11 protein-coding genes are annotated in these 12,941 nt (G+C 73.3%); 4 read left to right on the top strand and 7 right to left on the bottom strand.

Annotated features, from left to right (window positions below):
• The first annotated feature begins 42 nt into the window (after positions 1-42).
• The gene (locus ACFPCY_RS01240; RefSeq protein WP_378251663.1) at positions 43-486 is read left to right on the top strand and encodes a MarR family winged helix-turn-helix transcriptional regulator; all 444 of its coding nucleotides are present in this window, start codon (positions 43-45) and stop codon (positions 484-486) included.
• Between the two features lie 107 nt (positions 487-593).
• Here ACFPCY_RS01240 and ACFPCY_RS01235 read toward each other — a convergent pair whose 3' ends face one another.
• Positions 594-2,237, bottom strand: coding sequence for a sensor histidine kinase (locus ACFPCY_RS01235; protein WP_378251662.1), 1,644 nt, complete (start codon positions 2,235-2,237; stop codon positions 594-596).
• A gap of 64 nt (positions 2,238-2,301) precedes the next feature.
• Here ACFPCY_RS01235 and ACFPCY_RS01230 point away from each other — a divergent pair, with 64 nt between their 5' ends.
• Together ACFPCY_RS01230 and ACFPCY_RS01225 are read left to right on the top strand one after the other, a co-directional pair.
• On the top strand, positions 2,302-3,519 hold the full coding sequence (locus ACFPCY_RS01230; RefSeq protein ID WP_378251661.1) for an 8-amino-7-oxononanoate synthase: 1,218 nt from the start codon (positions 2,302-2,304) through the stop codon (positions 3,517-3,519).
• 94 nt (positions 3,520-3,613) lie between these two features.
• Positions 3,614-4,354: a GntR family transcriptional regulator gene (locus ACFPCY_RS01225; RefSeq protein WP_378252547.1), complete on the top strand. Its 741-nt coding sequence runs from the start codon at positions 3,614-3,616 to the stop codon at positions 4,352-4,354.
• 42 nt (positions 4,355-4,396) lie between these two features.
• Here the strand turns inward: ACFPCY_RS01225 and bioB are convergent, their stop codons facing one another.
• Complete coding sequence (gene bioB, locus ACFPCY_RS01220; RefSeq protein WP_378251660.1) at positions 4,397-5,392, bottom strand: biotin synthase BioB; 996 nt, start codon at positions 5,390-5,392, stop codon at positions 4,397-4,399.
• Positions 5,389-6,120, bottom strand: a complete 732-nt coding sequence (bioD, locus tag ACFPCY_RS01215) for a dethiobiotin synthase (RefSeq protein WP_378251659.1) — start codon at positions 6,118-6,120, stop codon at positions 5,389-5,391. The genes bioB and bioD overlap by 4 nt, the downstream gene beginning before the upstream one ends.
• A 208-nt stretch (positions 6,121-6,328) precedes the next feature.
• On the opposite strand from bioD, the gene ACFPCY_RS01210 reads away from it, so the two are divergent.
• Complete coding sequence (locus ACFPCY_RS01210; RefSeq protein WP_378251658.1) at positions 6,329-7,120, top strand: hypothetical protein; 792 nt, start codon at positions 6,329-6,331, stop codon at positions 7,118-7,120.
• A 69-nt stretch (positions 7,121-7,189) separates the two neighbouring features.
• On the opposite strand, the gene ACFPCY_RS01205 is transcribed toward ACFPCY_RS01210, so the two are convergent.
• The 4 genes from ACFPCY_RS01205 to ACFPCY_RS01190 are packed head-to-tail and all read right to left on the bottom strand — an operon-like array spanning position 7,190 to position 12,911.
• A complete protein-coding gene (locus ACFPCY_RS01205) occupies positions 7,190-9,781 on the bottom strand; it encodes a glycosyl hydrolase family 18 protein (RefSeq protein WP_378251657.1) in 2,592 nt (863 codons plus the stop codon).
• A 5-nt stretch (positions 9,782-9,786) separates the two neighbouring features.
• Positions 9,787-10,374 (bottom strand): DUF305 domain-containing protein, encoded by a 588-nt coding sequence (locus ACFPCY_RS01200; protein WP_378251656.1) that lies wholly within the window; start codon positions 10,372-10,374, stop codon positions 9,787-9,789.
• Positions 10,371-11,261, bottom strand: coding sequence for a lytic polysaccharide monooxygenase auxiliary activity family 9 protein (locus ACFPCY_RS01195; protein WP_378251655.1), 891 nt, complete (start codon positions 11,259-11,261; stop codon positions 10,371-10,373). Before ACFPCY_RS01195 ends, ACFPCY_RS01200 begins: the two co-directional genes overlap by 4 nt.
• A gap of 57 nt (positions 11,262-11,318) precedes the next feature.
• Positions 11,319-12,911, bottom strand: a complete 1,593-nt coding sequence (locus ACFPCY_RS01190; protein ID WP_378251654.1) for a chitinase — start codon at positions 12,909-12,911, stop codon at positions 11,319-11,321.
• Between the last annotated feature and the right edge of the window lie 30 nt (positions 12,912-12,941).

Raw genomic sequence — 12,941 nt, 5'->3', positions numbered from 1 at the left:
GCTCACAATTATTCCGCTGAACAGTGAGATACACTCAGCCCTATGAGGGAGGACCCGACGCGCCCCGACGCCGGTGAGCGCCCGGAGCTGGGCGAACTGTTCCTGCGGGCCGCCAGGCGCGTGCACCGCGGCATGGCCGGACGGCTCGCGCCGCTCGGCCTCACCCCCGCCCAGGGCCGCGCGCTGCGCACCATCGGCAAGTGCGGCGAGCCGCCGCGCATGGCCGAGCTCGCCGACCGGCTGGGCATCGTCCCCCGCTCGGCGACCACGCTCGTGGACGCCCTGGAGGAGGCGGGCCTCATCCGGCGCGAGCCCGACCCGTCCAACCGCCGGGCGACGCGGGTCGTGCTCACCGAGATCGGCCGCAACACCCTCAAGCGCATGCACGAGACCCGCATCCGCGCGGCCGAGGAGCTCTTCGCGCCCCTCTCCCCCGACCAGCGCGAGACCCTCCGCGCCCTCCTGGCCGCCATCGACCCCGACTGACCCGCCGAGAACCAGCGGCCCGGCACGGCCCCCGGCCGCGCCGGGCCGCGCGCAGAACGTGCACCCCGCACGTAGAACCGCCGCGCCCGCGGGACGGGACGGGCGGGTTACGGGAGGGGGGACGGGGGGCGGTGGTGGGGGTCGAGGGGGACGTCCACGACCACCTCGGTGCCGCCGCCTTCGCGGGCGTGGAACTCCAGCTTGCCGCCCAGTTCGCCGACGATCAGCGTGCGGACGATCTGGAGGCCGAGGCTGTTGCTGGCGTCCATGTCGAAGTCCTCGGGGAGGCCGACGCCGTCGTCGGAGACGGTGACGACGAGGCGGCGGCCGTCGGCGGCGGCGGGGTCCGGCGCCGGCTCGGCGGGCTCGTCGGCGGGCCACTCGCCCCAGACGCGGATGCCGCCCTGCGCGGCGACCGGGACGCCCTCGCCTGACCGGCAGGCGCGCACCTCCAGGGTGCCGTAGCGGTTGGCGAGGCCGTGCTCCAGCGCGTTCTGCAGCAGCTCGGTCAGCGCCATCGCGAGCGGGGTGGCGATCTCGGCGGGCAGCACGCCGAAGCTGCCGGTGCGGCTCGGCGCGACCTTGGACTCGGGGGTGGAGACCTCCCCGGCCATGGTGATCACGCGGTCCGCGATGTCGTCGAAGTCGATCAGCTCGTCCGGGGTGTGCGAGAGGGTCTCGTGCACGATCGCGATCGAGCCGACCCGCCGGACGGCCTCGTCCAGCGCGGCGCGGCCCTCGGGGATGCGCAGCCGCCGGGCCTGGAGCCGCAGCAGCGCCGCGACGGTCTGGAGGTTGTTCTTCACCCGGTGGTGGATCTCCCGGATGGTGGCGTCCTTGGTCATCAGCTCGCGGTCGCGCCAGCGCAGCTCGGTGACGTCCCGGCAGAGCACGATCGCGCCGATCCGGTTGCCGCCGACGACCAGCGGGATCGTGCGCAGCTGCATGACCGAGCCGTGCGCCTCGACCTCCACCTCGCGCGGCGCGCGGCCGGACAGCACGACGGTCAGCGCCTCCTCCATCGGCTCGCCGGTGTCGCACAGGTCGCCGGTCACCCGGCCGAGGGACTCCCCGACCAGGTCGGTGGCGAGGCCGAGCCGCCGGAACGCCGACTGCGCGTTCGGGCTGGCGTAGGTGACGTGCCCGGACCGGTCCAGCCGGATCAGCCCGTCGCCGACGCGCGGCGAGCGGACCAGGCCCGCCTCCTCCCCCGGCACCGGGAACCGGCCCTCGGCGATCATCTGCGCGAGGTCGCTGGCGCTCTGCAGGTAGGTCAGCTCCAGCCGGGACGGGGTCCGCGCGGACGACAGGTTCGTGCTCCGCTGGATCACCCCGAGCATCTTCGCGCCGCGCCGGACCGGGATGGACTCCTCCCGGACCGGGATGCCGCTGCCCCACTCGGGGTCGCCCTCCCGGACGATCCGCCGCTCGCGCCACGCGACGTCGATCAGCCCGCGCCGTCCCGTCCGGACGACCTTGCCGACCAGGTCGTCCGGGTAGGCGGTCGGTCCGGTCGTCGGCCGCATCTGCGCGATCGCGACCCAGCCGGGCACCGATCCCGGCGGCTGCGGCCGGCCCCGCCGGTCGGCGGGCGGCAGCAGGGCGTCGGACCGCAGCGGCACCCACAGCACCAGGTCCGCGAAGGACAGGTCGGCGAGCAGCTGCCAGTCGGAGACCAGCGCGTGCAGCCACTCCAGGTCCTCGTCGGTCAGGTCGGTGTGATCGCGAACCAGATCGGTCAAGGTAGGCACGCACCAATCATGGCCTACCGATCCTGTGCTCCGGACTCCCCGTTGACCTGGCAGGATGCCGGACATGACCGAGGTCGTGGCGAGGTACGGGACGGCGACGGGGTACGGGACGGCGGGGGCCGATCCGCTGGAGCGGCTGCGCGCGGCCGGGCGGGCCCGCGAGGCGGCCGGGCTGCGCCGCACGCTGCTCCCCCGCGACGGCGGCCACGGCGGGCTGGTCGACCTGGCGTCCAACGACTACCTGGGGCTCTGCCGGGATCCGCGGCTCGCGGCGGGCGCGGCCCGGGCCGTCCGCGCGTACGGGACGGGCGCGACCGGTTCCCGGCTGGTCACCGGCACGACCGAGCTGCACGCCGAGCTGGACCGCCGCCTCGCCGGGCTGACCGGGACGGCCGCCGGGCTCGTCTTCTCCTCGGGCTACCTGGCGAACCTCGGCGCGGTCGCGACGCTCGGCGGGCGGGACGTCCTGGTGGTGTCCGACCGGTCGAACCACGCCTCGATCGTGGACGCGTGCCGCCTCTCCCGCTCCCGCGTCGCGATCACCCCGCACCGGGACGTGGCGGCCGTCGAGAGCGCCCTCGCCGGACGTGACGAACCCCACGCCCTCGTCGTCACCGACGCCGTGTTCTCCGTGGACGGCGACGTCGCGCCGCTCGCCGCGCTGCACCGGGTCGTCCGCAGGCACGGCGCGATCCTGGTCGTGGACGAGGCGCACGCGCTCGGCGTCGTCGGCGACGGCGGACGCGGCGCGGCGCACGCCGCCGGGATCGCCGGGGAGCCCGACGTCGTGCTCACCCTCACGCTGTCGAAGTCGCTGGCGTCGCAGGGCGGCGCGGTGCTCGGCGCGCCGGAGGTGATCGACACGCTGGTGGACGCGAGCCGCGCGTTCATCTTCGACACCGGCCTGAACCCCGCCGCGGTCGGGGCCGCGCTCGCCGCCCTGGACGTCCTCGCCGCGGACCCCGGCCTGCCCGGACGCGCCCGCGAACGCGCCCGCCGCATCGCCTCGCTCGCCGCCGGGCTCGGCCTGGAGACGACCCGCGATCCGGCGGCGGCCGTCGTGCCCGTCTTCCTCGGCGCCCCCGAGGACGCCCTGCGCGCCCGGGAGCTCTGCCGCGAGCACGGGCTGAAGGTCGGCTGCTTCCGGCCACCGTCGGTCCCGGACGGCCGCTCCTGCCTGCGGCTGACCGCGCGCGCGACCCTGGACGAGGCGGAACTCACCGTCCTCGGGGGTGCCCTGGAGATGATCGCGCGCTCTACCGGCCGTAGTCTGCACACGTAACATCGGGGACAACCGATGATGAACGTGAGGAGAGGCCGTGACGGAGGTCAGGGGCACGCCGTCCCGCCACGCAGGCGGGTACGAGCGGACGCCGTTGAGCGACATCGGCCGCCGGCACTCGGCCTCCGCCCCGCGCATACCGAAGTACTACAAGCTGAAGGAACTGCTCGTCGAGCTGATCCTGTCGCTCCCGCCGGGCAGCCCGCTGCCGCCTGAGCGCACCCTGGCGGAGAAGTACGAGACGTCCCGCACGACGGTCCGGCAGGCGCTCGCCGAGCTGGTCGTGGAGGGGCGGCTCCAGCGCATCCAGGGCAAGGGCACGTTCGTCGCGAAGCCGAAGGTGTCGCAGGAGCTGCAACTCGTCAGCTACACCGAGGACATGCGCCATCACGGCCTGCACCCGGAGACCCGCATCCTGGACGCCGGCTACCTCAGCGCCGACGAGCGCCTGGCCACGCTGCTCGCGATCCGCCCCGGCGGGCGCGTGCTGCGCATCCACCGGCTCCGGCTGGCGGACGGCGAGCCGATGTCGATCGACACCTCGCACCTGCCCGCGCGCCGCTTCCCCGGCCTGCGCCGCGAGTTCGCCCGGCACCGGTCGCTGTACGAGACGCTCGCCACGGCCTACGACGTGCACCTGACCGAGGCCGAGGAGACGATCGAGACCGTCCTCGCGACGCCGCACGACGCGCAGCTCCTCGGCGTGGACGTGGGCCTGCCGATGCTGCTGCTGTCCCGGCACGCCTTCGACGCCACGGGACAGCCCGTCGAGTGGGCCCAGTCGCTGTACCGCGGCGACCGGTACAAGTTCATCACCCGCCTGCGCCGCGACTGAGCCCCCCCCCGCCCGGAGACGCCCCCGGCGCGTCCGCGCTGGTCAGAGGGTCTTGGACAGCTCCTTGATCGGCATCTGGAGCTCGGCCAGCAGGTCGAGGTCCTGCTCGGCCGGGCGGCCGAGCGTGGTGAGGTAGTTGCCGACGATGATCGCGTTGACGCCGCCGAGCATCCCGTCGCGGGTGCCGAGGTCGCCGAGCGTGACCTCGCGCCCGCCCGCGTAGCGCAGGATCGTGCGCGGCAGCGCCAGCCGGAACGCGGCGATCGTCTTCAGCGCCTCCGCGCCCTCGACGACCGGGTAGTCGGCGAACGGCGTCCCCGGACGCGGCGCGAGGAAGTTCAGCGGCACCTCGTCCGGGTCGAGCCCGGCGAGTTGCGCGGCGAACTCGGCGCGCTGCTCGACGGTCTCGCCCATCCCGACGATCCCGCCGCAGCACACCTCCATGCCCGCCTCCTTCACCATGCGCAGCGTCTCCCAGCGCTCCTCCCAGGTGTGGGTGGTGACCACGTTCGGGAAGTGGGAGCGGGCCGTCTCCAGGTTGTGGTTGTAGCGGTGCACGCCCATCGCGGCGAGCTCGTCCACCTGCGCCTGGGTGAGCATCCCGAGCGAGCAGGCGATGTTGATCTCGACCGCCTCGTTGATCGCCTTCACGCCGTCCCGGACCTGGGACATCAGCCGCTCGTCCGGGCCGCGGACGGCGGCGACGATGCAGAACTCGGTCGCGCCCGTCTTCGCCGTCTGTTTCGCCGCCTCGACCAGCTCGGGGATGTTCAGCCAGACCGCCCGGACGGGGCTGGTGAACTGGCCCGACTGCGAGCAGAAGTGGCAGTCCTCCGGGCAGCCGCCGGTCTTCAGCGAGACGATGCCCTCGACCTCGACCTCCGGGCCGCACCAGCGCATCCGCACCTCGTGCGCGAGGGCGAGCGCGTCCGGAACGCGGTCGTCGGGCAGGGTCAGCACCCGGAGGGTCTGCGCCTCGTCCAGGCCGCGCCCCTCGTCGAGGACCTGCCGCCGGGCGATGTCGAGGATGTCGGTCACGGGCTCTCCTTGGTCGGGGCGTGGGCGCCGCGGAACGAGGCGGCGTCGAAGGAGCCGCCGAACGCCGGGGACAGCCCCCGGTGGGCGGCCACCAGGAACTCGGCGGGGTCGAGCGCGCCCATCCCGGCCGGCAGCGCCCCGGCGAGCGGGCGCGCGGCGAGCGTCTCCAGGTCGGTGATGTTGCTGCGCATGGCGAGGTCCGGCTCGTCCGGCCAGGAGCCGATCACGACGCCCGCGAGGTTCAGGCCGCGGTGCGCCATCGCCTCCAGGGTGAGCGCGGTGTGGTTGAGCGTGCCGAGGTCCGGCCGGACGACCAGCAGCACCGGCGCGCCGAGCCAGCGGGCGAGGTCGGCGACCGTGTTCCCGTCGTCGTCGTAGCGGACGAGCAGCCCGCCCGCGCCCTCCACCAGCACCAGCTCGCGGTCCGCGGCCAGCCCGGTGATCCGGTTGACCGCCGAGGGCAGGTCGAGCGGCGGCACCCCGGCGAGCCGGGCGGCGGCGGCCGGGGACAGCGGATCCGGGAAGCGGGCGTACTCGTGCAGGTCGGTCACACCCGCCAGGCGTCCGATCTCGGCCAGGTCGCCGTCCTCGCCGGGCCGCGCGCCGGTCTGGCCCGGCTTGACGACGGCCACCGCCGATCCGCGGGCGGCGGCGAGCGAGGCCACCGCCGCGGTCGCCACGGTCTTCCCGACTCCGGTGCAGGTCCCGGTCACCACGAGCACGCTCACGTCCGGCACCCTAGCGCGCCGCACCCGGCCGATCGCTCGCGGATTCCCACAGTGTTGGACGGCCCGTTTTGTACCGCCCCCGGACGCACCCCGCCCCGCGCATGCGTGCCCCCACCCGCGTGAACGTCCTCGGCCCGCGCGGGCGGAACCGGGGCGGGCGGCGCGGCGTCCAACCGGCATGGCGGTTCCCTCCGTACGATCGGCGGGCATGATGGCCCGTGGCGTGACCGCGGTGCTGGTGGGCGCGATCCTGCTCACCGGCTGCGGATCGAGGTCCGGTGACGCGAAGGGGGACGGCGTGCACGACTCCACCTCCGTGACCGGGGCGTCCTCCACCAAGGGCGGCGACGGCCCGGTGCTGCGCTGGCGGATGACCGGCGGCATCGCGGGCATCGGCGGCCCCATGGCGGTCCCGGACTTCTCCCTCTACCCCGACGGGACGGCGATCGTCCCCACGGGCCGGGGAAAGGCCCAGCTCAGGCGGTACCACCTGAAGCAGCCCGCGGTCCAGCGGCTGGTGGACGAGGCGCGCAGGGCCGGGCTCCAGCAGTCGCGCAGGATCGGCACGGACGCCCACATCGCCGACGCGATGGTGCTGGTGATGCAGATGGGGTCGGCGCAGACGGAGATCGTCCAGCCCGAGTCGCAGGACGTCCCGGCCACCCGGCTGTGGAAGAAGCTCCAGCCCGAGCAGTGGCCGAAGAGCGACCAGCAGTCCCCACCGGACGCCTACCAGCCCGAACGCGTCGCGGTGAACGCGCTCGGCACCGGCGAGCACCCGGCGGCTGGCATGCCCGCCTGGCCGCTGTCGCCGCTGGGCGAGGGCCGGAAGATGCCGGGCGGGCTGTGCACGGTGTACTCCGGCAAGGACGCGGCGACCGTCCGCGACCTGGCCGCGCGGACGCCGCTCGGCACGCGGTTCACGAGCGGCGGCGCGGTCTACACCGTCCGGGTCCGTCCGCTGCTGCCGGACGAGAAGTCCTGCGCCGCCCTCGCCTAGGGCCGGGAAAGACGAACCCGCCCGGTCGCCGGGGACGGTGGCGACCGGGCGGGAGCCTTCGGCCGTCCGCTACTTCTGGACGGCCTTCTTCGCGGCGGGCTGGTTCAGGCCGGTGTCGAGCGCGGTGGTGAGGCTGCCGGTGTCACCGGACATCTCCCAGATCATCGCGCCGAGCAGGCCCTTGCTCTTGAGCCACGCGGTCTTCTTGCCGATCGACCACGGGTCGTCGAACGTCCACCACTGGCCCTTGTCGCCGGTGAAGCAGTACGTCGCCACGGCCTGCTCGTTGTGGTAGACGGTGCAGTTCGGGACGCCGGCGATGAGGTTGGCGTAGCCGCGCGTCCCGGCCTCCTCCTGGAACTGCCCGGGCGCCGCCCCCTGCGCGGCCTGCCACTGGCCGTGGACGCCGCCGTCGGTGACGCCCTGCCAGCCGCGCCCGTAGTAGGCGAGGCCGACCGTGAGCTTGCGCGGGTTCACCCCGGCGGTGAGGTAGGCGTTGACCGCGTTCTCGACGCTGAAGTGGAACGGGTAGGGGTCGTTGGTGTCGGTGTAGAGGTTGCCCGCGTGGCCGGTCCGGTTCGGCTCCCACGAGTTGTCGCTGCCGGAGCCGTGGAAGTCGTAGCCCTGGACGTTGAAGATGTCGAGCGACCTGGCGGTGCCGGGCAGGTCCCAGCCGGCGGTGATCTTCGCCGGGTCGGCGGGCGTGAACGCGGTGAGCAGGTAGCGCTTGCCGGTCTGCTGGCCGAGCGCGTCGAGCTGGGTGCGGAACTCGGCGAGCAGCAGCGTCAGGTTGGCCTTGTCGTTGGGGCTGACGTGGTTGCCGGGGTGGCCGTCCGCGCCGGGCCACTCCCAGTCGACGTCGATGCCGTCGAAGATCCCGGCGGCCGTGCCCGGGCCGCCCGCGCCGTTGTAGGACGGCAGGTTGCCCTTGATGTAGGTGTCGATGCAGGACGAGACGAACTTCTTGCGGGACGCGTCGGTCGCGGCGACGTCGGAGAAGTACTTGGAGTAGGTCCAGCCGCCGATCGACATCAGGACCTTGAGGTTCGGGTACTTGGCCTTGAGCTTCTTCAGCTGGTTGAAGTTGCCCCGCAGCGCCTCGTAGCCGGTGTCGGCCTGGCCGTCCACCGACTGCGCCGCCGACATCGGGCGCGCGTAGTCGGCGTCCGCGTCGCCCGCGCCGTCACCCTGGTTCGGGTCCTCCGGGTCGGACGAGGTGCCCTTGGTGACGCCTTCGAGGCAGGTCAGGTTCGTCGGGTCGATGTTGCCGAACGCGTAGTTGACGTGCGTGAGCTTGGCGGCGTTGCCGGTGCTGTCGAGGTTCTTGACGAAGTACTGCCGCCCGTAGATCCCCCACTGGACGAAGTAGCCGACGCGCGCGTACCCGCTGACCACGTCGTCGGTCGTGACCTGGACCGGCGCGCTCTGCGCCGACACGTTGTCGTACTGGTCGCGGGCGAGGACGGTGAACGAGTACGTCGTGGACGGCGACAGCCCGGTCACGGTCGCGCTCGTCCCGGTGACGGTCGTCGCGGTCTTCCCGTTGACGAGGACGTCGTAGTTCGCGACGCCGGTGTTGTCGGTCGAGGCGTCCCACGCGAGCTTGACGCTGCCGGAGTCCTTGCCGGTGCTGTGCAGGTTCCCGGGGACGGACGGCGGCGTCGTGTCGTCCGACGGGTTGTTGGTGGTGACCGAGACGGCCGCGCTCGCCGGGGACGCGTTGCCCTTGCGGTCCTTGGCCTTCACGGTGAAGGTGTAGGCGGTGTTCGGCGTGAGGCCGCCGACCGTGGCGGTCGTACCGGAGACCGTCGTCGCGACCGCCGAGCCGTTGTAGACGTCGTAGGCGCTGACCGGGAGGCTGCCGGCCTTCGCCGCGTCCCAGCTCAGCGTGACCGACTTGGTGGTCTTCACGACGACCTTGAGCCCGGTCGGCGCGGACGGCGGCGTGTCCGGGGTGCCGTCGCAGTTCGCGTCGTTGACCCGGCAGGACGTCGGCTCCGCCCCGGACGAGCTGAGCGTGAACGTCGGGCTGTAGGGATCGGTGGTCTTCCCCGGCTGGATCGTCGTGTTGTAGTAGGCCGGGGTGAGCGTCACCGTCGTGCCGGTCTGGCTGATCGAGCCGTTGTTCGCGTTGCTCGCGGTGACGCCGGACGGCAGGGTGAACACGATCGTCCAGCCGTTCACGGCGGTCGTGCCGTGGTTGGCGACGACGAACGTGCCGGTCGAGCCGCTGACCGAGTAGTCGGCGGTGACCCCGGTCAGGGTCGGCGGCGGCGCGCCCGAGCCGTCGCAGTTCGCGCCGTTGAGCAGGCACGACGTCGGCTGGACGGCGGAGCTGAGGGTGAACGTCGGGCTGTAGGGCTCGGTGTTCTTGCCCGGCTGGACCGTGGCGATGTAGAACGCGGGCTTCAGCGTGACCTTCGTGCCGTTCTGGGTGATCGTCGCGTTCTGCGGGTTGGACGCGGTCACCCCGGACGGCAGGTCGAACACCAGCGTCCAGCCGGACACGGCGGTCGTCCCGGGGTTGGAGACGACGTACTTCCCGGTCGTCCCGGACAGGCTGAAGGCGGCGGTGAGGCGTCCGTCCGCCGCGTGCGCGGGCGTCAGTGCCAGCGCCGCGACGGTGAGCGCGGATATCAGGGCGGCGAGCAGTCGGCGCATGGCCGTCACCTACTTCGGGGGTCGAGGAGCGCCAGCATCGCGGCGATCTCCGCCGAACGTGAGCGGTCGATGGTCGCGGCGAGCGACCGCGCCCAGGCGTCCTCGCCGTGGGCGGTCTCCATCCGGGCCATCTGGACGGCGTCGTCCTGGTGGGCGATGAGCAGGTTGAGGAAGGCGCGCTCGAACCGGTCCGCCGGGGCGCGCTCGACGGACCGGACGGCGGCGGGCGAGGTCGTGGGGAGCCCGCCGTGCGCGGCGTGCGAGCCGGGCGCGGCGGTCGCCGGGCGGTGCCAGGCGCGCAGCCGCGCCGACATCGCCCGGACCTCGGTGAGCTGCGTGCTCGCGATCGCGGCGGCGAGCCGCGCGACCTCGGGACGCAGGACGCGGCCCCGCCCGGTCGCGAGCCGGGCCAGGGTCACGCCCTGGCCCTCGTGCGGGGCCATCATCTGCAGGAACATCACGTCGGTGGGGTTGAAGCCGGGGCCGCCGCGTGCCGCCGCGGGCGATGCGGGGCCACCAGCCGCTCCGCACCGTCCGAGCAGGAGCAGCGCGCACGCGGCGGCCACGGCGAGGACGGCCCACCGTCCGGTCACGCGGACCGCCACAGCGCCGGGGCGTTGGGCGGTTCCCAGCCCGCGATCGCGGTGTGGGCCTGAAGGCAGGTGTACGTCACGCCGCCGTAGCCGACCTGGTCACCGACGGCGTAGGTCTTCCCGGCCGTCCAGGTGTCGCCGGGCTGCTGGGTGGGCGGAGTGGTCGGCGGGGTGGTGGGCGGGGTGGTGGGCGGGGTGGTCGGCGGGGTCGTGGGCGGGGTGGTCGGGGGCGGGGTGGGCTGGTTCGAGCCGCCGAAGTCCACGTCCGAGCAGGTGTAGAACGCCTCGTCACTGCCGACGACGCGCTGCCAGATCGAGTAGAGCAGGTGGCGGCCGGTGCGCTGCGGCAGGTTCAGCGTCCACTGCGTGTAGGTGGACGGGTGCTGGTCGGTGAAGGTGGCGAGCGGGACGAGGTCGGACCAGCGCAGCGGCTGGGTCGGGTCCCAGCCGTCGCGGGTGATGTAGTACTCGAAGTTGCTGTCCTGGTGCGGGGCGGTCGCGTAGTAGGTGACGGTCAGCGGGCCGGGCCGGACGGCCTTGGCGGGCCAGTCGGCGCGCTGGAGGTCCAGCCCCCGGTACTTGGCGCGGCCCGCGCTGCACAGCTGGCCGTCCGGGATGATCTCCCGCGACCGTCCGCCGGCGTCCAGGCGGGACACCTCGTTCCAGTCGTAGAACGGCTGGGTGCCGGCGACCGCGACGGCGGCCTTGCAGGCGTCCGACTTGGGGTTCTCCGGACCCTCCTGCTCGCAGACGAACACCCGGCTCGGCGGGTCGGACAGCGTGCCGTGCGCGGACGCCGGCGAGGAGGGGGCGGCGAGCACGGCGACCAGGGACGCCGCGGGGACGGCGGCGACCGCGAAGGCGATCTTCGCGTGGGCGGATCGCATGGTCTTCCTTCTTTCGGGGTGGGGGATCGGGGTGAGGGATCGGGGTGGGAGCAGGAGCTACGGGAGGGTGTCGAGGTGGGGCCGGACGGTCTTCGCGAAGCCGTTGCCGTCCGAGACGTCCCAGTTGATGGACCAGGTCATCGCCCCGCGGATGTCGGGGTAGGTGTGCGGCGGCTTGAACGAGCCGCAGCTCGTGCCGCGCGCGAGGCAGTCGAGCGCGCTGTTCACCAGGGACGGCGAGACGATCCCGCCGCCCGCCGCGCCCGGACCGGCGGGCAGGCCGAGCGCGACCTGGTCGGGCCGCAGCCCGTTCTCCAGCTGGATGCAGGCGAGCGCGGTCATGAAGTCGACCGAGCCCTGCCCGTACACCTTCTGGTCGCAGCCGAGCATGGAACCGGAGTTGTAGTACTGGGTGTGCACGACGGTGAGGATGTCCTTGATCTTCAGCGCGAGCTGGAAGTAGGACGCCCCGGTGGACTGCATGTCGATGGTCTGCGGGGCCATCGTGATGATGAGGTTCGCGCCGACCGCGGAGCGCAGCGACCGCAGCGCCTGCTCCATGTAGGTCGGGTTGACGCCGTTCTCGAGGTCGATGTCCACGCCGTCGAACCCGTAGGCGGAGATCAGGTTCCCCATGCTCGTCGCGAAGTTCGACGCCGACGACGAGTCGCTGACCTGGACCGTCCCGTTCTGGCCGCCGACCGAGAGGATCACCTTCCGGCCCTTGGCGTGCAGCGCGGCGATGTCGGCCTTGAACTGCGCGTCGGTGTAGCCGCCGACCGCCTTGGACAGGTCCGGGTCGAGGCTGAACGCGACCTCGCCGGGCTTGGACGTGGCGTCGCCGAACGCGACGGCGATCAGGTCGTACTCGCTCGGGACGTCCGAGAGCTTCAGCGGTTTGGCCGAGTTGACGAAGTCCTGCCAGTAGCCGGTGAGGAAGTGCTTGGGCAGCGGGCCGGTGGCGCATCCGGTGGTCGTCCCGGTGACGGGGTCGCTCGCCGGGGACTCGCCGTTCGCGTCGTACGCCTTGACCGTGTAGGTGTGCGACGAGCAGGCGGTGAGGCCGGACAGCGTCGCGGTCGTGCCGGTGACGGTCGCCTTCAGCGCGGAGCCCTCGTAGACGCGGTAGCCGGTCGGGGTGCCGGTCCCGGCCGTCCAGGTGAGGGTGAGCGAGGTGTCGGTGCGGGCGCTGACCGAGGGCGTGCCGGGAGCGCCGAGCCCGCCGGGCGGGGTGGTGCCGCCGCCGGTGCAGGACGCGCCGTTGAGCGTGCAGTTGGCGGGCGCGCCGGGTCCCGCGCCGAGGAAGCCGAACGTGACCGTCCCGCCGGGCGGGATGGACGCGTTGTAGTCCCGGTTCGCGAAGGTGTAGTGCGGCGGGGACGAGGTGAGCAGGGCGTCCCAGTACGAGCCCACGGTCGTGCCCGAGGGCAGGTCGAACGCGACCTTCCAGCCGTTCACCGGCTGGGACGACCCGTTGGTGAGGGTGAACTGGCCCTGCCACCCCGATCCCCAGTCCGACACCTTCGCGAAGGTGGCGGTGGGCGAGCCGTCCGCGTGCGCCGGGGCGGCGGCGACCGGGACGAGCAGGGCGGCGACGAGCGCCGCGACGGCGGCGAGGGAGCGTGGGAAGGAGCGTGGGAGAAGGCGCAACGCGACTCCTGAGGCACGGTGAGACGACGG

It is taken from the genome of Actinomadura gamaensis (assembly GCF_042652125.1).
Taxonomy (GTDB): Bacteria; Actinomycetota; Actinomycetes; order Streptosporangiales; family Streptosporangiaceae; genus Spirillospora; species Spirillospora gamaensis.
This window is presented reverse-complemented; position numbering and strand designations above follow the sequence as displayed.